The organism is Brevundimonas sp. (assembly GCF_032017145.1).
Classification (GTDB): Bacteria; Pseudomonadota; Alphaproteobacteria; order Caulobacterales; family Caulobacteraceae; genus Brevundimonas.
In genome coordinates, this window is the sequence record NZ_DALZQC010000018.1 from 1 (window position 1) to 23,092 (window position 23,092).

Sequence of the window (23,092 nt, forward strand, 5' to 3'; positions counted from 1 at the left end):
CGCGGGCCTTGACGTTATAGTCGATCACCCGTTTGACGGGGACGAGTACCTTCATGGGTCTATCCGTGAAATCGCCTGAATGTAGAGACAGGGACATGGAGCGGTCGCGAAGGCCTGTCAACGTAACGCGGGGTCAAGCTGTAGCTGCGATCCTCACCTAACGGACCACCAGATGAAGCGTTTCCTGACCTTTCCCCGCCTGGCGATGATTTTCTTCGGCCTGTTCGGCGTCGCCATCGTGGGGATTTTCGTGCTGCAGGACTATTGGGTCGCGCCGGGCAAGCGGTGCGAGGCGGCCGGCAAATGGTACGACATGGAAAACCGCATCTGCGCCCAACCCATCTCCATCGCCCAGATCACCGGCCGCCCGAACGGCGTGTCGCGCGCAGACGCCTCGGCCGAGAAGAACCGCGAGCTGGTCCGCATCGAGCATGAGCTGGCCGCCGAAAGTCGCGCCCGCGCCGCCGAGGCCCAACGTCAGAAGGCGGCCCTGGCCTCAGCGCGACCGGCGGCCTGATCCTAAAAAGCCCTAACGGGTCGCGCCCGGTTTCCACTTGATGTCGCCCGCGCCATTGGCGTTGGCGCGGCGGGCGGCGACGAACAGATGGTCCGACAGCCGGTTCAGATAGCGGACGGCTGCGCCATTCACCGCCTCCCCCGCCTCGACCAGCCGCACGGCCTCCCGCTCGGCGCGGCGACAGACGGTGCGCGCCATGTGCAGATGCGCCGACAGCGGCGCCCCGCCCGGCAGGATGAAGCTGTCCAGAGCCTTGAGGCTCTCGTTCATCCAGTCGATTTCCTGCTCCAGCCGCTCGACCTGGCTGTCGAGGATCCGCAGCGCCTCCCAGGCCGGGGGCGGATCGAGCGGCGTGGCCAGGTCGGCGCCCAGGTCGAACAGTTCGTTCTGGATACGACCCAGCATGGCGTCGATCCGGTCGTTCTGACCGCTGTTCAGCCGCGCAATGCCGATCACGGCGTTCAGCTCGTCCACCGCCCCATAGGCCTCGACCCGCGCGTCGGTCTTGGACACGGGGGCGCCTGAGGCCAGCCGCGTCTGACCGCCGTCGCCCATCCGGGTGTAGATCTTGTTCAGCGTCACCATGGTCAGCCTCCCCGTGTCGCCTTCCACATCATGCCGATGACCAGCAGCACCACCGCCACGGCCTGCAACCCGACGCGCAACCGCATCAGTCGGTTGGAATGGGTCCGCGCATAGGCCCCGCCGCGAAACAGCGAATAGAGACCCAGGCCCAGGGTGATCGTCACGGCGACGATGGCGGCGACGATCAGGAGGTCGAACATCTGCATGACCTTGTTCTAGACCCGGATCGCGACCGGGCGCCAGCACGCGGCTTGGGACCGTGCGACGATACGGCTCCGCTTGCGACGGATAAGCGCACCCCCCTTGGACCACCTCTGCGAATGATGTTGAGAGGCGCTCGCAATTACTTCGGGCTGTTCCACCATGACGATTTCGACCCGCGCACGCCTGCTGGCCGGCGCCTCCTTGGCCTTCGGCCTGACCGCGAACGCCGCCCTGGCTCAGACCACCCAGCCCGCGACCGCTCAGCCGTCGGAACTGGGCGAGATCGTCGTCACCGCCTCGGGCTTCGAGCAGCGGATCAATCAGGCCCCCGCCTCGATCAGCGTCATCCCCCGCGCCGAGATCGAGGAGGTTCGGGCCGTCTCCATCGCCGAAATCCTGAACAACGTCGAAGGCGTCGACACCGGCGCCGCGGTGGGCAAGTCGGGCGGCCAGACCATCAACATTCGGGGCATGGGGTCGGACTACACCCTGATCCTGATCGACGGCCGCCGCCAGAACACGGCCGGCAGCGTCACGCCCAACGGCTTCGGCGAAACGGCCACCAGCTTCCTGCCGCCCGTCTCGGCCATCGAACGGGTCGAGGTGGTGCGCGGCCCCGTCTCCACCCTTTACGGATCCGACGCCATGGGCGGCGTGGTCAACATCATCACCCGCAAGATCGGCGACGCCTGGCGCGGTTCGGCGACGGCCCACTACACCCTGCAGGGCGACGAGGAGTTCGGCGACATTCGCGGCGGCGACGTCTATCTGGCCGGGCCGCTGGTCGCGGATCGCGTCGGCGTCTCGATCCGGGCGTCGCGCTCGGAGCGGGAGCAGTCCAGACTGACCTATGAGACTGTCGCGGGCGTCCAGACCCCGGTGTCCGGCTTTGGCCGCAGCGCCACGGCCAACCAGATCTGGTCGGCGGGCGGCCGGGTCGCCTTCAATCTGCATCCCGACCATGATCTGTGGATCGACGGCGACGTGAACCGCCAATGGTACGACAACTCCAAGGGCCAGATGGGCACCGCCACCACCGCCGGCGGCTATGACAAGTTCCTGGAGTTCAACCGCGATCAGATCGCCGTGGCCCACAACTGGCGCCTGCCGTTCGGGGTGCTGGAATCCAACTATTCGGTCGCCCGGACCGAGACCCGGGGCCGGATCATTCCCAACGGCGTCGCCGGCGCCGGCGGCGGCCGCACCCTGGAAAGCAAAAACCGCATCTTCGACACCAAGCTGTTCTCGCAATGGCGCAACCACACCTTCACCGTCGGCGGCCAGCACTGGGACGCCGAAATGACGGACGGGGTGGTGTCCGGCACGTTCAACCACACCCAGTGGGCCGTCTTCGCCGAGGACGAGTGGCGTTTCACCGACAACCTGGCCCTGACCCTGGGCGCACGGCACGACGACCATTCGACCTTCGGCTCGCACTTCAGTCCGCGCGCCTATCTGGTCTGGAACCCCAGCGCCGTCTGGACCGTGAAGGGCGGCGTCAGCCAAGGCTTCAAGACCCCGCGCCTGGAGCAGCTGGCCTCAGGCATCAACGGCTTCGGCGCCCAGGGCCGCCTGCCGCTGCTGGGCAGTCCCGGCCTGATGCCGGAAACCTCGACCTCGACGGAGTTCGCTGTCCTTTACGACGATCACCAGCGCCTGCGCGCGGGCGTGACCGTCTTCCACAATCAGTTCGACGACAAGATCGCCACCGGCGTTCCGATCGCCAACTGTTTGTTCCGCTTGACCCAGGCCCAGTTCGACGCCCGGGGGTATAATAAGTCGGGCTGCTACGACGTCGGCTTCTACACCGCCTACATCTCCACGGTTCCGACCTTCGGCCAGAGCGTCAACATCGACGAGGCGGTGACGAAAGGGATCGAGGCCACGGCCCGCTTCCGCTTCGACGACGCCTGGACGCTTCAGGGCAACTACACCTTCACCGACAGCGAACATAAGTCGGGGGCGGCGGCCGGCCAGCCTCTGACCGATACGCCCGAACATATGCTGAACGCCAATCTGCGCTGGAACGCCACGGATCGCCTGAACCTGTGGCTGCGCGGCGAATATCGCTCGTCGCGTTATCGGGGCGTGGGCGACGCCCAGACGGCGCTTGGCGACTACAAGGCCTACAGCCTGTTCCATCTGGGCGGCGCCTATCGGATCGACGACAATCTGACGGTGAACGCCGTGGTCTATAATGTCTTCGACAAGGACTTCGTCAGCCTGCTGCCCTATGGGACGCCTGTGGCCTATGCGCCGGAGTTCGCCAACAATCAGGAACCCCGCCGCCTGTGGGTTTCCGTCACCGCCGCCTTCTGATCGCGCAATCGAAGGTCAAACAGGGGTCGCTGCGGCGACCCCTGTTCTTTTTTGAGACACCCTAAGCCATTGGTCACGATTTCGCGTCTAGGGTGATCGCATGACCGATCGCGCCGTCCGCAGTCTTGAACATCTGAAGGGCTCGGCCTCCACCGCGCGGGTGCTGAACCTGCTACGGGTGTGGGAGGAGAACGGCGACAGCGGCCCGGACGGCGCCGTACGCAATCCCGAATGGGCCAGCTTCCCCATCTTTCGCACCATGGCGCTGAATCGCGCCCTGATCATAAAACACCGTGTGCGGCGCAATGAGACGGACCTGTTCACCGGCCGCCGTCAGGTTGTGACCAAGGTGGTCATCCCCATCGACGACACCGACCTTAAGACCGGCGGCCGCTATGTCTTCGTCAATCAGATCGGCTTCGAGCGGATGATGATGGAGGCGTTCGGGGTTCCAGCGAACCATCCCGATATCGAGACCCTGCGCCTGATCGACAAACTGCCGTCGCTGGACCCCTTTCTGCTGCGCGAACAGCTTCGGCGGGGCGGACTGGACCCTGCACCCTGCTATTTCTCGATCAGCGAAAGCGATCTTCAGCGGATGCTGGCCTTCGTGCGCAGCGAGATCGAACCGCTGGTCACCCTCAGCCTGGGTGCGGACACCGTGGCGGTGAACGCGGATTCGGCCGGTCGGATGGCGGCCAAGATTCTTTCGAATACGCCTGGCGATCAGCTGGACGCCCTGCGGCAGACCCTGCGCCTGGCGCCGGAACAGTACCAGGAAGGCGTCTTCTGCTGGAAAGGCTTCCTCTATTACAAATGGACGCTGGCGGCCCTGCTGAGCGACGTGGCCAGTGTCGCAGAGGCTGTCCGCACCATCCGGCCGGTCGGGAAGATCGACCGCGCCGCCAAGGAATATCTGGCGCGCAGCCGCGACGTCCTGCGCGGTCGCATCATCAAGACCTGCGACGAGGTCAGCCGCACCTTGCGCATCTATGACGACGCCTACGCCAAACTGACCCAGGAAGGCCAACCCACCGCCTTCCGCGACTTCCTGCTGGATGCGCCCTCCATGTTCGCCAAGCTGGGCGACCAGTTGGGCGCCGTGCAGCATATCGTCAGCTACTGGCGCTTCCGCTTCGGTCCCGCCGCCCCGCCGGTCAACGTCGAAGAGCTGATGGACATCTTCATGGACTTCGAAATCGGCCTTTTGGGCCGTGGCGAAGTCCCCGACGACATCGGCATCGTCGCCGCCTGACGCACGGTCAGTGGGCTTCGTCCCAGTTGGCGGCGGCGCGGGCGTCGACGACCAGGGGGACGGTCAGGGCGACGGCAGGGTCGGCGGCGTTCTCCATGATGCGGCGGATCACGGGTATGGCGCGCTCAGCCTCGGCCTCCGGCGCCTCGAACACCAGTTCGTCGTGGACCTGGAGCAGCATCCGCGTCTTCAGCCCGGCCTCGGCCAGGGCGGCGGGCATGCGGATCATGGCCCGGCGGATGATGTCGGCGGCCGCGCCCTGGATCGGGGCGTTGATGGCGGCGCGCTCGCCGAACTGACGCTCGGCCCCCGATTTGGACAGGATGGCGGGGATGTGGATGCGACGGCCGAAGACGGTAGAGACGAAGCCGGTCTGGCGCACCTCGGCCTTGGTGCGCTCCATATAGTCGCGGATGCCGGGGAAGCGTTCGAAATAGGTCTTGATATAGGCCCCGGCCTCGCCCTGATCGATGCCCAGCTGATTGGCCAAGCCGAAGGCCGAGATGCCATAGACGATGCCGAAGTTGATCGCCTTGGCGCGGCGGCGCGTCTCGGACGGCATTCCCTCGACCGGCACGCCGAACATTTCGCTGGCGGTCGCGGCGTGGATGTCCAGCCCGGCCTTGAAGGCGCGCTTCAACTCGGCGATGTCGCCAATATGGGCCAGCAGGCGCAGTTCGATCTGGCTGTAGTCGGCGCTGATCAGCACATGGCCGGGCGCGGCGATGAAGGCCTGGCGGATTTCGCGCCCCGTCTCGGTGCGGATCGGAATGTTCTGAAGATTCGGGTCCGACGAGGCCAGACGCCCAGTCGAGGCGGCGGCCAGTTGATAGGAGGTGTGGACCCGATCGGTCTTGGGGTCGGCGGCGGCGATCAGGGCGTCGGTGTAGGTGCCTTTCAGCTTCGATAGCTGGCGCCAGTCCAGAATGGTGCGCGGCAGGTCGTGGCTCAGCGCCAGATCTTCCAGCACGCTGGCGTCGGTCCCCCACTGGCCGCTGGCGGTCTTCTTGCCGCCCGGCAGGTTCAGTTCGCCGAACAGGATGTCGCCGATCTGACGCGGCGAGCCGATGTTGAAGGGCCGGCCGGCGATCCGCTCGGCCTCGGCCTCCAACTCTGCCATGCGCAGGCCGAACTCGCTGGACAGACGTTTCAGTCGCTCGGGATCGATGCGGACGCCCGCCGTCTCCATGTCGGCCAGCACCGTCGGCATTCCCCGCTCCAGCGTCTCATAGACGGTGGACAGGCCTTCGCGCGCCAGGCGCGGCTTCAGGATGCGCCACAGGCGCAGCGTCACGTCGGCGTCCTCGGCGGCGTATTCCGAGGCGGGTCTCAGGGCGACGTGCTTGAACGACTTCTGGCTCTTGCCCGTCCCGGCCACCGACTTGAACGGGATGGGATCGTGGCCGAGATGCAGCCGCGCCAGTTCGTCCATGCCGTGACCGTGCAGCCCCCCCTCCAGCACATAGGAGATCAGCATGGTGTCGTCATAGGGCGCGACGCGAATGCCCCGGCGCGCCATGACGGCGATGTCGTATTTGGCGTTCTGCAACACCTTCAGGACCGAAGGGTCTTCCAGGAGGGTCTTCAGCCTGGCCAGGGTCGTGGGCTTGTCCAGCTGATGGATCGGCTCGCGCGGCTCGGCCGCGTCGCCGAACAGGCCGCCTTCGCCCGCCTGCGGCTCATGCTCATGGGTCAGGGGAATATAGCAGGCTTCGTTCGGCCCGACCGCCAGCGACACGCCGCACAGGCCGGCATGGGTCGCGGACAGGGCGTCGGTCTCGGTGTCGAAACCGACCACCCCGACCTCGGTCGCCCGCGCGATCCAACGGTCCAGCGCCTCCTCGGTCTGGACGCATTCATAGGCGGCGTGATCGAAGCTCTGAACCTCGGCCGGACCTTCCACCGCCTGGCCATAGCGCGGCGTGGCCACCGGCGCCGACAGGGTGGGCGCGCGTTTCGGCGCAAAGGCCGACACGTCGCTGGGGCCGGCCTTGCCGTCGCCGACCCGGCGCTGCAAGGAGCGGAATTCCATCGCCTCCAGGAAGGCCGACAGGGTCGCCGGATCGGGATCGCGCACCGCGAAATCGTCGATGGCTTCGGGCGCCGGCGCGTCGCAGGTCAGGCGCACCAGGTCGCGCGACAGCCGGATCTGGTCGGCGAAATCGATCAGGGTCTGGCGACGCTTGGGCTGTTTGATTTCGCCCGCCCGCGCCAACAGGGTGTCCAGGTCGCCGTATTCGTCCAGCAATTGGGCCGCCGTCTTCGGCCCGATGCCCGGCGCGCCCGGCACATTGTCTACGCTGTCCCCGATCAGGGCCTGAAGATCGACCATCTTCTCGGGCCCGACGCCGAACTTCTCGAACACCTCCGGCTCGGCCAGACGCCGATCCTTCATCGGGTCCCACATCACCACGCCGCCGCCGATCAGTTGCATCAAGTCCTTGTCGGACGAGACGATCACCGCCTCCCCGCCCCTGTCGCGCGCCTTGCAGGCGTAGGTGGCGATCAGGTCGTCGGCCTCGTAGCCGGGCAGTTCCACACAGTGGACGCCGAACGCCGCCGTCGCCTCGCGCACCAGCGGGAACTGCGGGATCAGATCTTCAGGGGGCGGCGGACGGTGGGCCTTGTACTGATCATACAGGGTGTTGCGGAAGGTCTTTTCCGAGTGGTCGAAGATGGCGACCAGATGGGTGGGGCCATCCGCCCCCTTCATGTCCTTCAGCAGCTTCCACAACATGTTGCAGTAGCCTTGGACCGCGCCGACCGGCAGGCCGTCGGACTTGCGCGTCAGCGGCGGCAGGGCGTGATAGGCGCGGAAGATATAGGCCGAGGCGTCGATCATCCACAGCCGCAGCGCGGGGCCGTCCTGCGTCAGGGGGCGGTCGTGGTCGATCTCGGGAGCGGCGGCTTCAGTCATGGCCGGAACATAGGCGGCTGGAGCCTCCGCGTCAGCCGCTAGAATTCCTTCCAGCTCGATCCCGGGTCGCGCTGCCCGGGCTGGGCCTGCTGCTGCCCCCAGGACACCATCATGAAGGCCTTGTGGCTGCGGATGCGATAGGCGCCGATCATCGGCGTAATGGCCCCCAGCGGGGCGCCGGTCTTGGCCTCGTACAGAAAGCCCGAGAACTCGGCCACGCCCACCCGGTCGCGGTGGCTATAGACCGACAGTTCCGGCAGGGAGACGACGTTGAAGGTCTCGTTGATCGGGATGCGCATCTCCGGAATGCCGAAGACGCGCCGCATCTGCTCCAGCGACAGGGCGCCGGCCCGGATTTCGAACACGGCGTTGGCCTCGTCCCTGTTCCGGGCCAGGCTGAAACCGGCGTCGGAGATGGCGCCGCGCATGGCGCTGACGGCGTATCGCGTGCCTTCACCCTGGAAATAGGCGTCGTCCACGAACACCGAAGCCCCCAGCGGCAGGGGCAGGACCAGTCCCTCGATGGCCCGGTCGGACGCCCGCGCCAGCAGCAGCTGCTCGGTCGCCGTGCGGCCCGTATTGCTCTCGGTGGTCGAGGCGCAGGCCGATAGGGCCAGCGCCGCGGCCGACAGGGCCGCCACCGCCCGCAACCGCATCACCAGACCCCGGTGTTGGGCATCGAAGCCCAGGGCTCGGCCGGCGCCAGGGGTTCGCCTTCCTGAAGCAATTCGATGGATATGCCGTCGGGCGAACGGACGAAGGCCATGTTGCCGTCGCGCGGCGGCCGGTTGATCGTCACTCCGCCGTCCATCAGCGTCTGGCAGGCGGCGTAGATGTCGTCGACCTTATAGGCCAGATGGCCGAAGTTGCGGCCGCCCTCGTAGTCTTCCGCGTCCCAGTTGAAGGTCAGCTCGACCTCGGGACAGCGTTCCGTCGCCGACTGCGCCAGGTTCTTGGGCGCGGCGAGGAAAATCAGGGTGAACCGGCCCGCCGCGTTCTCGGTGCGGCGCACCTCCTGCAGGCCCAGAAGGTCGCAATAGAAACGCAGCGAGGCGTCGATGTCCTTAACCCGGACCATGGTGTGCAGATAACGCAAGGGCGGGGCTCCATCCGAACAGGGTTTCGGCGATCCCTATAGACCCGGACCGCCCGACATCCGACTGAACTGAGGTTACGACCTCTTAGTGCGCCTCGGCCGCGCGGGCCGCCGGGCTCAGATATTCGTTCTCGTCGTGCGGATGGGCCGACAGGACGAAGCGGCGGTCGCAATAGCCGCATTCGATGAAGTCGTCCTCGCCCATGTCCATATAGACCAGCGGATGGCCCAGGGCCCCGCCGCCGCCGTCGCAGGCCACGCGCTTGGTGGAGACCACGATCTCTTCGGGCGGCGGGATGATGGCGTCGGAATGGCGGGGAGGCATGGTGCGGTCCGATGTGGAAGGCTTGCGCGCTTCCTAGGCGGACCCGCCCCCAAGGTCAAACGTCGGACGACGCCGCCGGGCGCCGACCCAGAAGGCGGTTCAGCATCGCCTTGCGCTTCTTGAACAGCGTCAGACCCAGGCAGGCCGCGCCGACCCACAGACCGATCTCGCCGATCAGCAGCAAGGCGGCGCCGGCGATGGCCGCATGGGTCATGTCGATCTGATCGGTCTTGCCCGCCAGGAGCGCCAGTCCGCCGCCGACATAGCCGATGGCGCAGAAACCCATGGCGACAAAGCCGATCAGGCGGGTGCGGGTCCACCTGGGCGTGGTCTGGATTGCGGGAACAGTCATGGTCGTATCCATCAAGTCTGGTTGTCTTTATGACAAGCACGCTAGACACTGCAGATGGCGTAGTCAAGCAACATTGACAAAAGGTCGCGCCCGCTTGTCGGAACCTCTCCGAGACGCAGGTTGGCGAATGCAGCCGCGCCTCCTACCTATGCCGCTCGCCGTCCCGCCCGAGTGATTAGCCGACCATGTCCGAGACCTACCCCCTGCCCGACAACGCCATCGAGGTGCGGGGCCTCAAGAAGACCTATGCCGGGTCCAAGAAGTCTGCGCCCAAGACAGCGCTACGCGGCGTCGATCTGGTCATTCCGCGCGGCTCGGTCTTCGGCCTGCTGGGTCCCAATGGCGCGGGCAAATCGACCCTTATCAACATCCTGGCCGGGGTGGTGAAGAAGTCCGAAGGCGCGGTGAAGATCTGGGGCCGCGACATCGACAAGGAGCCGCGCGACGCCGCCGCGGCCCTGGGCGTGGTGCCGCAGGAGATCGTCGCCGACGTCTTCTTCACGCCGCGCGAATCGCTGGAGGTGCAGGCGGGCTTCTACGGCGTGCCGAAAAACGAGCGCCGCTCCGACGAACTGCTGGCGGCGCTGGGCCTGTCGGACAAGGCCAACGCCTATGTCCGCGCCCTGTCCGGCGGCATGAAACGCCGCCTGATGGTGGCCAAGGCGCTGGTGCATAATCCGCCCATCCTGATCCTGGATGAGCCGACGGCCGGCGTGGATGTCGAACTGCGTCGCCAGCTGTGGGCCTACGTCCGTCGCATCAACGAAGAGGGCGTCACCATCGTCCTGACCACCCACTACCTCGAAGAGGCGCAGGAGCTTTGCGACACCATCGCCATCGTCAACCGGGGCGAGGTGGTGGCCTGCGAGCCGACGCCGCAGTTGCTGCGACGCCTGGACAGCCGCAATGTGGTCGTCACGCCGGAAACGCCCCAGACCAAGCCGCCGGTTCTGGCCGGGTTCGAGGTCACGCCCCGACTAGGCGGCGCCTTCGCGGTCGCCTATAAGAAGGGGCAGTCGTCGGTCGAACAGGTCATCAACGCCGTCCGCGCCGCCGGCGTGACCATCGCCGACATCACAACCGAAGACCCGGACCTGGAGGACGTCTTCCTGGCCCTCACCTATGGGGATGCGTCACAGATCGATCCGACGAAGGACTGAGCACCACTTCGAGGGCGTCACCCTCGGGCTTGACCCGAGGGCCGGGCCTTCCCCCGCATTGCGTCCGAGGCGACGCACAGCCCGATCCGCATCCGATCCTCGGGTCAAGCCCAAGGATGACGCAGCATTGAAGGGCGGATAACGGCGTGAGGGCGCAAGCGCCCCTCACTGCACCTTGGACAAAAACTCGAAGATCGCCGCCCGCGCTTCCGGCTCGTCCAGCATGGGGGCATGGCCGACGCCGGGAACCTCCACATAGGCCATGGACGGCGCGGCCTTCTTCATCTTGTCGGCGATCTCGGCGCTGAGCAGATCGGAGTTTCCGCCCCGCACCAGCAGGGTGGGCTTTTTCTTCGCCAGACGGCGGAAGTCGGGCCACAGGTTCGGAACCAGCGCCTTGGCGCCCGCCGCCCGGATCGGCACGGCGATGTCGGGATCATAGTTCAGGCCGATCTGTCCATCCGACTGCTGACGGAAGATACGACGCGCGAACCCGTCCCAGTCGGCGTCCGAATAATGCGAGAAGGCCACGCTGTTGATCCGTTTGGCGTAGGCGGCCGCGTCGGCCCAGGTTTCGATCTCGACCGGCTGACCGCTGTAGCCGGCGATCCGCGCCAGACCTTCGGCCGCCACCTCCGGGCCGATATCGTTCAGGATGGCGGCGACGACGGCCTTGGGCCGGGCCGCCGTCACGGCCATGGTGATCAGCCCGCCCATCGAGGTGCCGAGGAAGACCGCCCGACCGATGGCCGCCTGATCCATCAGGGCCAGCACGTCCTGGGCATAGACATCGGGCGTATAGGTCATCGGATCAGGCGCGCGATCCGACAGGCCGCGCCCGCGCACATCGACCGCCAGCACCCGCCGCCCGCTCTGGGCCAACAGGGGCGCGATGGCTTCGAAGTCGGCGCTGTTGCGGGTCAGGCCATGGATGGCGATGACCGGAGGCCGGGCGACGCCGGGACCGGGGGCATAGTCGCGCGCATACAGGCTCAGCCCATCCGGCGATGTCCAGCGACGTTCAACAAAGGCCACGGGCGTTTCCTTCAGCAACAGGCACACGCCATATATTCACGGCGCGAGGAATTGCGAAAGGCGGCTGCGCTCAGGCCGCGGTCAGGCCCTGCACGAAGACATCCAGGTCACCGCCCTCGAACAGATGGCCTGAAACCCCCGCCCGCCGCGCCGCCTCGACATCGGTCGGCTGATCGCCGATCATCAGGGACCGGGCGGGATCGATCCGATGGTCTGCAATCGCGCGCAGCAACATGCCGGGATTTGGTTTCCGGTCCGGATGGTCCGGGTGGCGATAGCGTTCGACCACCGCATCGGCGTGATAGGGCGCGGCATAGACGGCGTCGATCACCCCGCCGTCCTGCGCCAGACGTCGAGTCAGCAGGCCGTTGAAATCGTGCATCTGGTCTTCGGTGAACAGGCCCCGCGCGACGCCCGACTGGTTGGTGACGATCACCGTCAGATAGCCCAGCGCCTTCAGACGTCGCACGGCCTGGGCCGCGCCGGGGATCAAGACCAGATGCTCCGGCCTGTGTGGATAGCCGCAGTCTTCGATCAGCACCCCGTCACGATCAAGGAAGGCCGCAGGCGCGCCGCTCATGGCTGATGTCTCAACAGTTCGGAAAAAGCCGTCATCAGGTGATAGAGGCTGGAGGCGGGCGCCGCCCGGTCCTGCGATTGACCATCTGCATCATAGCTGTCGATCCAGAGCCCCTGAGCCTCTGTCGCCAGATGGCTTGCGAACAGCCGATCCACCTGTTCCGCGACATTGGCGTCGCCGAACGCCAGCGCGGTGCGGATCGCCTCGGTCTGGGCCCACAGACGACGCCCGCCGTCGATCACGGCGCCGGACGGATCGATCTCGCGGACCAGCCCTGATCGTGTCCGGCCCTGTGTCACGGCCCGGCGATGCAGGGCGTCAGCCGCCGTCCCCGCATCCAGGCCAAGCGCCTTGGCCTGACGCAGCAGCCAGGCCCATTCCTCGAGATGTCCCGGCTCTATGATGTGGCCGGACTGCGGATCGGGCGCCCAGGTCGGGGTGAAATACTCGCGGATCGCGCCGTCGATCAGGAAATGATCGCGACACAGGGCCAGAGACACGCGCGCCGCCGCTTCGAACGCGGGGTCGGGCGCTGTCGCCTGCCAGGCCTGCATGGCCTCCAGCATATGCATGTGCGGATTCTGGCGCCGAGGCAGGCGCGGCGGCAGGGCGTCGTGCCATCCGCCATGCGGCGCGGCCATCTGGGCATTGATCGCCGCCAGGGTTCGAAGCGCCAGGGGCCGCGCGCGGGCGTCACCCAACACGCGATGGGCGGCGGCCAGGGCGAACAGGACGAAGGCCAGGTCATAGAGGTCGGGCGTCGCGTCGACCACCGCGCCCTCGTCAGCGGCGGCGCTGATCCACAGGCCGTCGTCGCGCCGACACAGGTCGATCATCCGGTTCAGACCCGTCTGAGCCACGCCCCGCCCGGCCTCCCAGCCCAGGGCCGCGGCTTCGCAGAAGACATAGATCTGGCGCGCCTGAACGCGGGTGCGCCGCCGTTGGCCGATGACGGGGCGCCCGTCGAAATCCAGCTGTTCGAAAAAGCGCCCCCCGGCGTCCACGCCCCGTTCGGCCCACAACGGCAGGGCATGGTCGAACAGCCAGTTCGAGACCCTGGTCTGGGCGGCGGCGAGGGCGATCATGGGGCCGGCTTAGAGCAAGAGCCGGGCCGCCGCCAAGCGAAAGCGACGGTAGCAAAGGGCAACGCGATGTGACGCGCCGCGATTTGGCCCTCGCGCTCGATCTTGCTAGGACGGCGCGACATTGGCGGCCCGGTCGAGGGCGCACGCCCACGCTGCCCCGATCCTGTTATGGAGAGAGCGACCCCATGATCCCCTTCATCGACCTTCAGGCCCAGCGCCTTCGGCTTGGCGGCAAGATCGAGGCCGCCGTTCAGGACGCGGTTGTCGGCGGCGCCTGGGTTATGGGTCCGCAGGTCCGTCAGTTCGAGGCTGATCTGGCCGCCTTCGGTCAGGCCAAACATGCCCTGGGGTGCGCCAACGGCACCGACGCCCTGGCCCTGCCGCTGATGGCCTGGGGCGTGGGGAGGGGCGATGCGGTCTTCGTGCCCAGCTTCACCTTCGCCGCCACCGCAGAGGTCGTGCCGTGGTTCGACGCCGAGCCGGTCTTCATCGACGTGGACGCCGACACCTACAATATGGACGCCGGTCACCTTGAGGCCGCCATCGCGGCGACCGTAAAGGAAGGCCGCCTGACGCCACGCGTCGTCATCGCCGTGGACCTGTTCGGCCAGCCCGCCGACTATGCCGCCATCAAGGCCGTTTGCGACAAGCACGGCCTGAAGCTGATCTCGGATTCGGCGCAAGGCTTCGGCTGCACCATCAATGGCGAACATCCCCTGAAATGGGCCGATGTCACCACCACCAGCTTCTTCCCGGCCAAGCCGCTGGGCTGCTACGGCGACGGCGGCGCGGTGCTGACCAATGACGATGAACTGGCCCAGTTGATGGATTCCATCCGCGTCCACGGCAAGGCCGTCGCCGTGGACCTGAAGGACCGCACCTTCGACCACGACCCCAAATATCTGAACATGAGGATCGGCCTGAACAGCCGTCTGGACACCATCCAGGCCGCCGTCCTGATCGAAAAACTGAAGGTCTTCGGCCAGGAGATCGAATGGCGAAACGCCGCCGCCGCCCGCTATAACGAGGGCCTGCGCCCGCACGTCGCCAAGGTGCCGGACGTGCCGACCGGCAATGTCTCCAACTGGGCGCAATATACGATCGAGCATCCGAACCGCGACGCCCTGGCCGCGCATCTGAAGGAACAGGGCGTGCCGACGGCGGTCTATTATCCGATCCCGCTGCACCTTCAGCCCGCCTATGAACACTACCCGCGCGGCCCCCAGGGCCTGCCGGTGACCGAGCGCCTGAAGGATGTGGTCATCAGCCTGCCGATGCACGCCGATCTGGACGCCGCGACCCAGGACAGGATCATCGCCGCCGTCGCCAGCTTCAAGGGTTAAGTCCATGCCGAACACCGCCCCCCTCAAGATCGGCGTCGCCGGCGCCGGCGTCATGGGCCGCAACCACGCGCGCGTCGCCGCCGAAATGCGCGAGTTCGAGCTGACGACCATCTTCGACCCGGACGCCGTGACGGCGGAAGGCGTCGCCGCCGCCTATGGCGCATCGCCGGTCACGACGGCCCAGGCCTGTGTCGAGGCCGGTCTGGACGCCGCTGTCGTCGCCACGCCCAACCGTTTCCATGCCGAGGTGGGCGTCGCCCTGCTGGAAAAGGGCGTCCACGTCCTGGTCGAGAAGCCCATCGCCGCCACCGTCGCCGACGCCCAGCGCATGATCGACGCGGCCAAGGCCAACAACCGCGTCCTGATGGTCGGTCAGGTCGAACGGTTCAATCCGGCGGTGGAGGCGGTCAAACGCGCCCTCGCCGACGACGAGATCATCTCCATCCAGATCACCCGCGTGGGCCCCTTCCCGCCGCGCATGGGCGAGGTCGGGGTGGTCATCGACCTGGCCGTGCATGACATCGACATCATCCGCCACCTGACCGGCGCCGAGATCACCGAGGTCCAGCCCCAGTTGGCCCGCACCCGCGCCGACCGCGAGGACACGGCCCTGCTGCAGTTCCGCCTGGACAATGGGGTGATCGCCCACATCACCACCAACTGGGTCACCCCCTACAAGACCCGCACCCTCCAGGTCGCCACCAAGACCAAGTTCATCGTCGCCGACCTGATCACCCGTCAGGTCACCGAATATTTCGGCCAACAGCCCGACGGCTCCTATTCCACGCGGATGCTGAACTCCTGGCCCGCCGAACCTCTGAAGAAAGAGCTGGAAGCCTTCGCCCGCGCCATTACCACTGGTGAGACGGCGGCGGTGACGGGCGAGGACGGCCTGCGCAATCTCGAGGTCGCCCTGCGCTGCCTGGGCGAAGCCTGATCGCCGCCAAGCCCCTTTATCGCCGCAAAACCTGAGGAAGAGGGAAGCATGCGCCGTCTGAACCCTCGATTCCTCGGCCTGCCGGTCGGTTTCGCCGCCCTCGTGCTGGCGACGTCGCCCGCTCAGGCGGACACCCGCTTTCTGTCCTACAACGCCTCGGATCGCATCACCCAGGCCCTGACCAAGGGCGTGACGCTGGAGGTGCGGCGCGGTCTGTTCGGGGCGGTTCAGGTCGAGCGCCTGTTCTCCACCACCGCGCGCGGCACGGCCGGCTTTACACGCGGCGGCCCCGAGGCGGCGCGGCGCGCCCTGCCGCAAGGCGCATCGGAGAACGACATCTACGCCGTCGATCAGGACGGCGACGGTCGCGGCCTGTCGCGCGCCCTGTGCCCCGGCGCCGACGAGGTCTGGCTGATCATGAGCCGGGTTCGCGCGCCCCGCCCCCTGACCATGCAGGCGGTGGGCCGCTGGTCGGACGGCGCCTATCGCCACTGCGTCACCCTGAGCTACGAATGGCGCGGGGAATGGGCCACGGCGCCCACGCCGTCTGCGCTCCCGAACTGATCCGCCGCCGGACTGTTTCATAATGAGCACGCGCAAGCGGACATTATGACGGTTTGACTTTTATGTTCGACAGTGGCACTTTCAGCACAGGAACGGCGGCGGCCGTTCTACCGCCACGGAAGATATCCCCCTCCCCGGCGGCGAGAGAGACGAACCTCCCATAGCCCGGCCCGTCGCGGCCGGGCTTTTTTTACGCTCCGCGCCTGCTAGACGGAGGCATGACCCTTCGCCTCGCCACCTGGAACATCAACTCCGTCCGCCTGCGCATCGACCAGGTCGCCCGGTTCGTCGCCGAACGCGCGCCCGACGTCCTGATGTTGCAGGAGATCAAATGCACGACGGACCAGTTTCCGCGCGCCGCCTTCGAAGAGATGGGCCTGCCCCACCTGCGCGTGGCGGGTCAGAAGGGCTGGCACGGCGTGGCCATCGCCAGCCGCCTGCCGCTGGAGGACAGCGACACCTTCCAGGTCTGCAAGCTGGGCCACGCGCGTTGCGTTTCGGCCCGCGTCGCCGGGATCGACGTCCAGAACTTCTACGTCCCGGCCGGCGGGGACGTTCCAGACAGGGCGCTGAACCCCAAGTTCGATCACAAGATGGACTTCTACCAACAGCTGACCGACATCGTGGCGCGTCAAGACAAGGCGCGGCCGCTGGTGATGGCCGGCGACTTCAACATCGCGCCGGGCGAAGGCGACGTGTGGAACCATCGCTACATGTCCAAGATCGTCAGCCACACCCCCATTGAGGTCGAGACGCTGAACCGGCTTCAGGCCACGGGCGGATTCGCCGACGTGCTGCGCGACCGATTCCCCGAGCCGCAGAAGCTGGCCAGCTGGTGGAGCTACCGCGCCGCCGACTTCCGCAAGTCCAACCGGGGCCTGCGCCTGGACCACATCTGGACCTCGCCCGGCCTGACGTCTGCGGTAGTCAGAGACACAGCCCGCATCCACGACGACGTGCGCGAATGGGAACGCCCCAGCGACCACGCCCCCGTGACGGTCGATCTGGACGTCTGACGCCGCTCAGAACGGGAAGAAGATCGGAATGGCGATCATGGCCGCCACCCAGGTGATCAGGTTCAGCGGCAGGCCGACCCGCACGAAATCCATGTAGCTGTAGCCGCCCATGTTGAAGACCAGCACATTGGTCTGATAGCCGAACGGCGTGGCGAAGGCGGCCGAGGCGGCCATCATGACGGCGACCAGGAAGGGGCGCGGATCGACGCCCAGGCTCTCGGCAAGGGCGACCGCGATGGGGGTGATCAGCACCGCGACCGTGGCGTTGGACAGCAGTTCCGTCGCGAACAGCGTCACCCCGTAAAGCACGATCAGGGCCGCCAACGGCCCCAGCGGCCGGATCACATGGATCAGCCGGTCAGCCCCGGCCGAGGCCAGGCCCGTGACCTCAATGGCCGTGCCGATCACCACCATTCCCGCGATCAGCAGAAGGATTTCGGGCCGCAAGCCGGCATAGGCTTCCTCGGGCGTGATGACCCGCAGCAGGATCAGGGCGACGGCGCCCGCGAACGCAGCCGCCGCGATCGGCGCCCAGTTCAGCGCGGCCGCCACGATCACCAGCACGAAGACGCCGAGAGAGATCATCGCCGGCCTCAACCGGAACGGTCGATCCGCCGCGCCGTAAAGCTGAACGTCGCCCAGGTGCGCGTCGCCCGATCCGTCGGACAGATTCCGCGCCTCGCCCAGGCGCGGCAGGTTGAACGGCAACAGCCGCCGACGCCGGGCCGAGGCGTCCTGCTCCGCCCGGCGACGCGCGGCCTCCAGTTCGGCCAGACGCGCGGCCTCGGCCTCGTCCTTGGCCACCGCCTTGCCCAGTTGCCGCGCCCCGACGAAATACAGCCAAAGGCCGCCCGTCACGGCGATGGCCAGACCGACGGGCGTGATCTCGAACAGGCCGAACACCGGCTGGCCGGCGTTGCGCGCCATGTCGTTGACCAGCAGATTGGTCGACGTCCCGATCAGGGTCAGCAGCCCGCCCATCACCGTCACATGGCTGAGCGGCATCAGGAACCGTTTGGGCGACAGGCGCAGCGACTGGGCCACGTCGCGAATCACCGGCGCCGCCAGCACCACCACCGGCGTATTGTTCAAAAAGCCCCCGACCGAACCGCACAGGCCGATCACGACCCAGATGCCCGCCGCCCCGACCCGCGCGGCCAGTTGCGTCGCCTGGCGGATCAACAGGCCCAAAAGGCCAGACAGTTCGATGGCGTAGGCGATGACGAACAGGCCCGCCAAGGCGATCACCGCCGGACTGGCGAAGGCGCCCTGCACCTCGACCGGACGCACGACGCCCAGCAACAGCAGGACGGCGGCCCCTGTCAGGGCCACCACATCGGCGCGCACCTTGCCGTGAATCAGGACGCCGACGACGCCGATAAGCACCGCCAGGGCGGCGATCTGGTCGAATGTCATGAGTCCGTGCAGACCGTCCCCCGTCGCTTTCGTCAACCTTTTTCGTCGGATCGCCCCATCACAGCGGATCATGTGATAGGCTGGTTCCATGCCCGAACCGATCGTGATGTTTCGTCCATCGGTCGTCGCGCTCGCGGCGTCCACCCTGCTCCTCGTCGGCTGTCAGCGTCAGGCGGAGCCGCCGGCGACCCAATCCGCGCCCTCCGAAAAGCCCGCGCCCGTCGTCGCGGTCGGCCCGGCCCCCATACTGGACCGCGCCGCCCTGTTGCAGGCGATGGACGTCGCCGCCTCGGCCTATGCGGCCGGACGGGATCCAGGCGGCGCCACCCTGGCCGGGCGACGTTTCGTGGTGCGCCAGACCTTCGGCTGCGCCGAGAGTGTCGTAACCCCGCCCGACGGCGTCGCGGGCTGGAGCTGGGGTGAACGGCGACAGACCTTGAAACTGAATCTGGCCCCCGCGGACTGGAGGGCCTCGCCCCTGCTTGCGGGCGGCGCGGACGGCTGGGAGGCGGCCGAAGGGTTCTGGCTGCCTCGCCCCTGGCTGAGGCAGGACGGCTGTTCCGGCGTCCTGTCCGATCCGGCCGCCGCCGACACCCCTCCCGCATCGCCGCAGACGGTCGGTCTGGCCGCCGTGTTCGAGGAGGGCGGGTCGCGTCTGGGGCGCCGCAACGGCCGGGCCTATGAGTTCGTGGTGCGAACCGCCGGAGACGCGCCGACGACCGCCCCGGTGGGCGGCTATCGCCTGGTGCTGGAGGGGCGAATGGCCGCCTTCGCCGATGGGCGGGCCATCAAATGCCGGGCCGACGGTCCCGACCAGCGCCCGATCTGCATCGGCGCGGTTCAGCTGGACCGCGTCGCCTTCGAGGACGCCGCCGGCCAGATGCTGAGCGAATGGCGGCCCAGCTGACCCCTTAGGGCTGAAGGCGGTATCCGCCCGCGTCGGTCAGCAGCAGGCGGGCATGGCCCGGCTCCGGCTCGATCTTCTGGCGCAAGCGATAGATGTGGGTTTCCAGCGTGTGGGTCGTGACCCCGGCGTTGTAGCCCCAGACCTCGGTCAGCAACTCTTCGCGCGACACCGGCTTGGCCCCGGCGCGATAGAGATATTTCAGGATGTTGGTTTCCTTCTCGGTCAACCGCACCTTCTTGCCCTTGGCGTCCATCAGCACCTTGGCGGCAGGCCGGAACTCGTACGGGCCGATGGTGAAGACCGCGTCCTCAGACTGTTCGTGACTACGAAGATGGGCGCGGATGCGCGCCAGCAGCACGGCGAACCGGAAGGGCTTGGTCACATAGTCGTTGGCGCCAGCGTCCAGACCCAGGATGGCGTCCGCGTCCGCCGACTGGGCCGTCAACATGATCACCGGGGTCGAAACCCCGTCCTTTCGCAACAGGCGACAGGCCTCGCGCCCATCCATGTCGGGCAGATCGACATCCAGCAGGATCAGGTCGGCGCGGATTTCCCGTCCCATCCGCACCCCGTCGGTGGCGGTCGCGGCCTGTTGGGTGCGAAACTCCTCGTGCAGGTTCAACTGCTCGGCCAAGGCCTCGCGCAGGTCGTCGTCGTCGTCGATGATCAGGATGGTCTTGGGCGTAGGCATGGGACAGACAATGGCGAGGCTTGGCCCCCGCGCCAAGGCTTGGGGGTGCGAATATTCGCGTCGGGTTACGGGCTAGAGGCCCTTTAGGGCCGATTTCGTTCCCCGAACAGCGCCGTTCCGACCCGCACATGGGTCGCGCCGCAGCGAATGGCGACCTCGTAGTCGCCGCTCATTCCCATCGACAGGACCGACAGGCCATTGCGCTGGGCCAGGGCGCGTAACAGCGCGAAATGCGGCTCCGGGTCCTGATCCGCCGGGGGAATGCACATCAATCCCTCGACTGTCAGCCCATAGACGTCCCGCGCGGAGACGATCAGGGCGTCGGCCGCGTCGGGGGACACGCCGGCCTTCTGCGGCTCGGCGCCGGTGTTGACCTGGATCAGGACGCGCGGCGATCGGCCGCGTTTCCGGGCCGCCTCGGCCAGGGCGCGGGCCAGTTTCTCGCGGTCCAGGGTCTCGATCACGTCGAACAGGCCGACCGCGTCCTCGGCCTTGTTGGTCTGCAGCGGCCCGATCAGCCGCAGCTCCAGGTCCGCCAGACCGGCGATGCGGTCGGTCCAGCGGCCTTGGGCCTCCTGAACGCGGTTCTCGCCGAATATGCGCTGGCCGGTCGCTAATATGGCGTCGATGGCCTCGGGCGCCTGCGTCTTGGATACGGCGGTCAGGACGACGCCGGCGGGATCGCGCCCGGCCGCCCGACAGGCGGCCTCGATCCGCGCGCCGACCTCGGCGACCCGTTCGGCGATGGACGGCGGGACGGAAGCGGGGGAAGAAGGGATCATGATCCTGCCGGCCGGTTACAGCGACGATGCGCGAACGCTCTGGGATGTCGCGACCGCTCTAAACCGCGCCGCCGCCGCTGTCAGCCCGCGCGCCGCCGCCCTGCCCCCCCTGCTGTTCTTCACCGATCCCGACCGCACCCCCCGGCCGTGGGAAACGGCGGCCCGGCTACCCGCCGGTTCGGCCGTGGTCTATCGCGCCTTCGGGGCGCCGGATGCGGTCGAGACCGGACGGAACCTTCGCGAGGCGACGACCAGGGCCGGGGTCCGGCTTCTGGTCGGACTGGACGCCGATCTGGCCCAGGCCATCTCGGCGGACGGCCTGCATCTGCCCGAACGGGCGGCGCACCGCGCGCCGGTCCTATGCGCGGCCCATCCCGACTGGCTGCTGACCGCCGCCTGGCATGGTGGGGCGACCCCGACGGAAGGGTTGGACGCCCTGGTCCTGTCCCCCGTCTTTCCGGCCGGCGGAGCGTCGGCGTCGAAGCCGGCCCTGGGCGCCGAGGCTTTCAGCGCGCGGGCGGCGCAGGCCGGCCTGCCGGTCTATGCGCTGGGCGGCGTCGACGCGACCAATGCCAGCCAGATCATCGGCGCCTGCGGCCTGGCGGGCGTCGATGCGATCCGGTCGGCCTTCGGCGAGCCGCCGAGGATCAGAACTTGAAGATGGTTTCCAGACGCACGCGCGGCTGGGCGCGGCTGTTGGTTTCAGGCGCGCGGGCCGGGTCGGCCTCGGGCGTGGCCACGGCGGCGGCGGCGCCGACGCGCAGGCGGTCGTTCAGACGATAGTAGGCGCCCGCCTCGACGTCGCCCCAGTCGGTTTCGCGGCCCACGGGCTGGTTCAGGTTGAGGTCCAGTCCCCAGCGGCCACGGTCATTCAGGCGAAGGCCGCGACGCTGCGGCGCGGGCGTGTTGCGCTGGGCGGCCTGGGCTTCCGACAGCGAGACCGTGCCGGACGCGCTCTGGGCGAGCGCCGACGTCGACGCGGCCATCGCCGCCGTCGCCATCATCACAGCCAGGATACCGCCGAACCGCATAACCAAACCCTTCGAACCCCGCCACACGGCGACGTTTCATCCCCGATCCGACCTTATATGGTCGTGAACGCGGCGATTAGACACCGGGCGCCGGCCCGGTCAACGGAATGACCGCTCGATAACAAGGTTCCCCATCATTGTTGTCGGCTTATGTGGCTCAAGCGTCACGGGATTTGGGCCGGTCCGGGTCGAATGACGCGGCTTTGTCGCAAAGCGGCGGGCCGCCGAAGGTCGTCGGCTGCGACTTCGCCTTGTCATCGCCCCTTTTCACCGTGTTATAGAGCCGTGCAGTCGGCGTTTCATCGCGTCGTGCGCGCGTGCGAGCGAGGGCTCCCACGTCCCTGAGTTTACGGAGACTTCTCTTGATGAGCCTCAACAAGGCCCTGGTTCGCAACGTCGCGGTCGTGCTGGTGTCTGGCGTGGCCCTGGGCGCGTCGCTTTCGGCCTGCTCAAGCGTGCCTTTCGTCGGGGGCAAGAAGTCCGCGCCCAAGACGAACGCCCAGCAGGGCATCGGGGTGAACGCCTATCTGTGGCGCGCCTCGCTCGACACCCTCAGCTTCATGCCGCTGCTGACCGCCGATCCTTGGGGCGGCGTCATTAACTACGACTGGTACATCAACCCCCAGACGCCGAACGAACGCTTCAAGGCGACCGTCTTCATCCTGGACACACGTCTGCGCGCCGACGCGCTGAACGTCACGGTGACCAAGGAAGTGAAGGGCGCCGACGGCCAATGGACCGCCGCCCCGGTCGCCGCCCAGACCGAGGCCGATCTGGAGAACGCCATCCTGACCAAGGCGCGCCAGCTGAACCTGTCTAACGCCGGCTGATCGCCGGCATTCGTTTCTTTCTAGCGCTACCGCCCTTCCGGCTGCTTGAGCGCGACGCGCCCAGGAGTTTGTGGGACGCATTACTTCTTGGGCGCTGTCGTCCTTCGGGCTAGTTCAGTCGGGAGGGCGTCAGCGCCCTTTTCGA

25 protein-coding genes are annotated in these 23,092 nt (G+C 67.4%); 11 read left to right on the forward strand and 14 right to left on the reverse strand.

The window, feature by feature from the left end; genetic code table 11:
• The first annotated feature begins 172 nt into the window (after positions 1–172).
• Entirely contained in the window at positions 173–517 is a 345-nt protein-coding gene (locus RTU05_RS05035; RefSeq protein ID WP_312596286.1) for a hypothetical protein, read from the forward strand.
• 12 nt (positions 518–529) lie between these two features.
• Here RTU05_RS05035 and RTU05_RS05040 read toward each other — a convergent pair whose 3' ends face one another.
• Together RTU05_RS05040 and RTU05_RS05045 are read right to left on the reverse strand one after the other, a co-directional pair.
• Complete coding sequence (locus RTU05_RS05040; RefSeq protein ID WP_312596288.1) at positions 530–1,102, reverse strand: cob(I)yrinic acid a,c-diamide adenosyltransferase; 573 nt, start codon at positions 1,100–1,102, stop codon at positions 530–532.
• A 2-nt stretch (positions 1,103–1,104) separates the two neighbouring features.
• Positions 1,105–1,308 (reverse strand): twin transmembrane helix small protein, encoded by a 204-nt coding sequence (locus RTU05_RS05045; protein ID WP_312596290.1) that lies wholly within the window; start codon positions 1,306–1,308, stop codon positions 1,105–1,107.
• 157 nt (positions 1,309–1,465) lie between these two features.
• On the opposite strand from RTU05_RS05045, the gene RTU05_RS05050 reads away from it, so the two are divergent.
• Both RTU05_RS05050 and RTU05_RS05055 read left to right on the forward strand, forming a co-directional pair.
• Complete coding sequence (locus RTU05_RS05050) at positions 1,466–3,625, forward strand: TonB-dependent receptor domain-containing protein (RefSeq protein WP_312596292.1); 2,160 nt, start codon at positions 1,466–1,468, stop codon at positions 3,623–3,625.
• A gap of 100 nt (positions 3,626–3,725) precedes the next feature.
• Positions 3,726–4,880, forward strand: a complete 1,155-nt coding sequence (locus RTU05_RS05055; RefSeq protein WP_312596294.1) for a hypothetical protein — start codon at positions 3,726–3,728, stop codon at positions 4,878–4,880.
• 7 nt (positions 4,881–4,887) lie between these two features.
• Here RTU05_RS05055 and polA read toward each other — a convergent pair whose 3' ends face one another.
• From polA to RTU05_RS05080, 5 genes are all read right to left on the reverse strand, one after another.
• Entirely contained in the window at positions 4,888–7,797 is a 2,910-nt protein-coding gene (gene polA, locus RTU05_RS05060; protein ID WP_312596295.1) for a DNA polymerase I, read from the reverse strand.
• A gap of 38 nt (positions 7,798–7,835) precedes the next feature.
• The gene (locus RTU05_RS05065; protein WP_312596353.1) at positions 7,836–8,453 is read right to left on the reverse strand and encodes a DUF6655 family protein; all 618 of its coding nucleotides are present in this window, start codon (positions 8,451–8,453) and stop codon (positions 7,836–7,838) included.
• The gene (locus RTU05_RS05070; RefSeq protein WP_312596297.1) at positions 8,453–8,893 is read right to left on the reverse strand and encodes a VOC family protein; all 441 of its coding nucleotides are present in this window, start codon (positions 8,891–8,893) and stop codon (positions 8,453–8,455) included. The genes RTU05_RS05065 and RTU05_RS05070 overlap by 1 nt, the downstream gene beginning before the upstream one ends.
• An 85-nt stretch (positions 8,894–8,978) precedes the next feature.
• Positions 8,979–9,218 (reverse strand): zinc-finger domain-containing protein, encoded by a 240-nt coding sequence (locus RTU05_RS05075; protein ID WP_248120736.1) that lies wholly within the window; start codon positions 9,216–9,218, stop codon positions 8,979–8,981.
• A 55-nt stretch (positions 9,219–9,273) separates the two neighbouring features.
• Entirely contained in the window at positions 9,274–9,570 is a 297-nt protein-coding gene (locus tag RTU05_RS05080; RefSeq protein ID WP_312596299.1) for a hypothetical protein, read from the reverse strand.
• A 185-nt stretch (positions 9,571–9,755) separates the two neighbouring features.
• On the opposite strand from RTU05_RS05080, the gene RTU05_RS05085 reads away from it, so the two are divergent.
• The gene (locus RTU05_RS05085) at positions 9,756–10,730 is read left to right on the forward strand and encodes an ABC transporter ATP-binding protein (protein WP_312596301.1); all 975 of its coding nucleotides are present in this window, start codon (positions 9,756–9,758) and stop codon (positions 10,728–10,730) included.
• A gap of 165 nt (positions 10,731–10,895) precedes the next feature.
• Here RTU05_RS05085 and RTU05_RS05090 read toward each other — a convergent pair whose 3' ends face one another.
• The 3 genes from RTU05_RS05090 to RTU05_RS05100 all read right to left on the reverse strand — a co-directional run bounded on the left by RTU05_RS05090 (position 10,896) and on the right by RTU05_RS05100 (position 13,430).
• Positions 10,896–11,765 (reverse strand): alpha/beta hydrolase, encoded by an 870-nt coding sequence (locus tag RTU05_RS05090; protein WP_312596303.1) that lies wholly within the window; start codon positions 11,763–11,765, stop codon positions 10,896–10,898.
• Between the two features lie 70 nt (positions 11,766–11,835).
• Entirely contained in the window at positions 11,836–12,345 is a 510-nt protein-coding gene (locus tag RTU05_RS05095; RefSeq protein ID WP_312596305.1) for an HAD family hydrolase, read from the reverse strand.
• A complete protein-coding gene (locus RTU05_RS05100) occupies positions 12,342–13,430 on the reverse strand; it encodes an AGE family epimerase/isomerase (protein ID WP_312596307.1) in 1,089 nt (362 codons plus the stop codon). Before RTU05_RS05100 ends, RTU05_RS05095 begins: the two co-directional genes overlap by 4 nt.
• Positions 13,431–13,615: 185 nt before the next feature.
• Between RTU05_RS05100 and RTU05_RS05105 the strand changes: the two genes are divergently transcribed.
• The 4 genes from RTU05_RS05105 to xth all read left to right on the forward strand — a co-directional run bounded on the left by RTU05_RS05105 (position 13,616) and on the right by xth (position 17,290).
• Positions 13,616–14,773: a DegT/DnrJ/EryC1/StrS aminotransferase family protein gene (locus RTU05_RS05105; RefSeq protein WP_312596309.1), complete on the forward strand. Its 1,158-nt coding sequence runs from the start codon at positions 13,616–13,618 to the stop codon at positions 14,771–14,773.
• Positions 14,774–14,777: 4 nt separating this feature from the next.
• Positions 14,778–15,710 (forward strand): Gfo/Idh/MocA family oxidoreductase, encoded by a 933-nt coding sequence (locus tag RTU05_RS05110; RefSeq protein WP_312596311.1) that lies wholly within the window; start codon positions 14,778–14,780, stop codon positions 15,708–15,710.
• A gap of 48 nt (positions 15,711–15,758) precedes the next feature.
• Positions 15,759–16,274, forward strand: coding sequence for a hypothetical protein (locus tag RTU05_RS05115; RefSeq protein ID WP_312596313.1), 516 nt, complete (start codon positions 15,759–15,761; stop codon positions 16,272–16,274).
• Positions 16,275–16,492: 218 nt separating this feature from the next.
• A complete protein-coding gene (gene xth / locus RTU05_RS05120; protein WP_312596315.1) occupies positions 16,493–17,290 on the forward strand; it encodes an exodeoxyribonuclease III in 798 nt (265 codons plus the stop codon).
• A 6-nt stretch (positions 17,291–17,296) separates the two neighbouring features.
• Here the strand turns inward: xth and RTU05_RS05125 are convergent, their stop codons facing one another.
• A complete protein-coding gene (locus RTU05_RS05125; protein WP_312596317.1) occupies positions 17,297–18,706 on the reverse strand; it encodes an SLC13 family permease in 1,410 nt (469 codons plus the stop codon).
• Between the two features lie 88 nt (positions 18,707–18,794).
• On the opposite strand from RTU05_RS05125, the gene RTU05_RS05130 reads away from it, so the two are divergent.
• Positions 18,795–19,613: a hypothetical protein gene (locus tag RTU05_RS05130; protein WP_312596319.1), complete on the forward strand. Its 819-nt coding sequence runs from the start codon at positions 18,795–18,797 to the stop codon at positions 19,611–19,613.
• Between the two features lie 4 nt (positions 19,614–19,617).
• Here the strand turns inward: RTU05_RS05130 and RTU05_RS05135 are convergent, their stop codons facing one another.
• Both RTU05_RS05135 and RTU05_RS05140 read right to left on the reverse strand, forming a co-directional pair.
• Positions 19,618–20,304 (reverse strand): response regulator transcription factor, encoded by a 687-nt coding sequence (locus RTU05_RS05135; RefSeq protein ID WP_055755062.1) that lies wholly within the window; start codon positions 20,302–20,304, stop codon positions 19,618–19,620.
• An 83-nt stretch (positions 20,305–20,387) separates the two neighbouring features.
• Positions 20,388–21,086, reverse strand: a complete 699-nt coding sequence (locus tag RTU05_RS05140; protein WP_312596321.1) for a YggS family pyridoxal phosphate-dependent enzyme — start codon at positions 21,084–21,086, stop codon at positions 20,388–20,390.
• Here RTU05_RS05140 and RTU05_RS05145 point away from each other — a divergent pair.
• Positions 21,085–21,744: a thiamine phosphate synthase gene (locus RTU05_RS05145; RefSeq protein ID WP_312596323.1), complete on the forward strand. Its 660-nt coding sequence runs from the start codon at positions 21,085–21,087 to the stop codon at positions 21,742–21,744. The genes RTU05_RS05140 and RTU05_RS05145 overlap by 2 nt on opposite strands.
• On the opposite strand, the gene RTU05_RS05150 is transcribed toward RTU05_RS05145, so the two are convergent.
• The gene (locus RTU05_RS05150) at positions 21,734–22,117 is read right to left on the reverse strand and encodes an NtrZ family periplasmic regulatory protein (protein WP_312596325.1); all 384 of its coding nucleotides are present in this window, start codon (positions 22,115–22,117) and stop codon (positions 21,734–21,736) included. The two genes, RTU05_RS05145 and RTU05_RS05150, sit on opposite strands and share 11 nt — an antisense overlap.
• A gap of 365 nt (positions 22,118–22,482) precedes the next feature.
• On the opposite strand from RTU05_RS05150, the gene RTU05_RS05155 reads away from it, so the two are divergent.
• Positions 22,483–22,947 (forward strand): DUF3576 domain-containing protein, encoded by a 465-nt coding sequence (locus RTU05_RS05155; RefSeq protein ID WP_248120710.1) that lies wholly within the window; start codon positions 22,483–22,485, stop codon positions 22,945–22,947.
• Positions 22,948–23,092: the final 145 nt, after the last annotated feature.